Source organism: Photobacterium gaetbulicola, assembly GCF_003025515.1.
In the GTDB taxonomy this organism is placed as follows: domain Bacteria; phylum Pseudomonadota; class Gammaproteobacteria; order Enterobacterales; family Vibrionaceae; genus Photobacterium; species Photobacterium gaetbulicola.
On the sequence record NZ_PYME01000072.1, the window covers coordinates 1 to 1,066 of the forward strand.

At 57.5% G+C, this 1,066-nt stretch carries 1 protein-coding gene; it reads right to left on the reverse strand.

Features of this window, described 5'->3' with window-relative positions:
• The coding region (locus C9J03_RS26350) for a putative Ig domain-containing protein (protein ID WP_211300782.1) at positions 1 to 1,066 on the reverse strand (1,066 nt) is incomplete at both ends.

A 1,066-nucleotide genomic window follows, 5' to 3' on the forward strand; every position in this document is an offset into this window, starting at 1 on the left:
CCTGGTTGACCGAAATCGCCGGCGTCCCCGAAATCGTCGGTGCATCATTGACATTGACCACCTCTAGGCTGAATGGACCAAGACTATCCGTCTCTACCCCATCACTGACATGAATCACGATGTTCGATATAGTCCCGACATCATCGTTGCTCGGCGTGCCGAACAGCTGCCCGGTGGCGGTATTGAAGCTTGCCCACGCCGGCAGATTATCAATGCTGAAGGTCAAGTCATCGTTGTCGATATCGCTGGCCACTGGCGTGAAGCTGTAGCTGGCATCCTGCTGCACAGTGGTGGCCGGGGTGCCGCTGATAGTCGGTGCATCGTTAACATTCACGACTTCCAGGTTGAACGCCGCCAGACTCGCGGTTTCGTTGCCGTCACTCACGGTGATCACGATGTTCGACGTGGTGCCGACATCGTCGTTGCTCGGCGTGCCGAACAGCTGCCCGCTCGCGGTATTGAAGCTCGCCCACGATGGCTGGTTGTCGATACCGAAGGTCAGCGCGTCGTTGTCGAGATCACTGGCCACTGGCGTGAAGCTGTAACTGGCATCCTGCTGCACGCTGGTCGCCGGGGTGCCCGATATCGTCGGCGCGTCATTGACGTTCACGACCTCCAGATTGAACGCCACAAGGCTCACTGTCTCGGTGCCATCGCTCACGGTGATCACGATGTTCGACGTGGTGCCGACATCGTCGTTGCTCGGCGTGCCGGAAAGCACACCGCTGGCGGTATTGAAGCTCGCCCAGACCGGCAAGTTGTCGATACCGAAAGTCAGCGCATCGTTGTCGATATCACTGGCCACTGGCGTAAAGCTGTAGCTGACATCCTGGTTGACCGAAGTCGCCGGGGTGCCCGAAATCGTCGGTGCATCATTGACATTGACCACCTCGAGGCTAAATGGGTCTAAACTATCCGTCTCTACTCCATCACTGACATGAATCACGATGTTCGACGTGGTGCCGACATCGTCGTTGCTCGGCGTGCCGCTCAGCTGCCCGCTGGCGGTATTAAAGCTCGCCCAACTCGGCAAATTATCAATGCTGAAGGTCAAGTCATCGTTGTC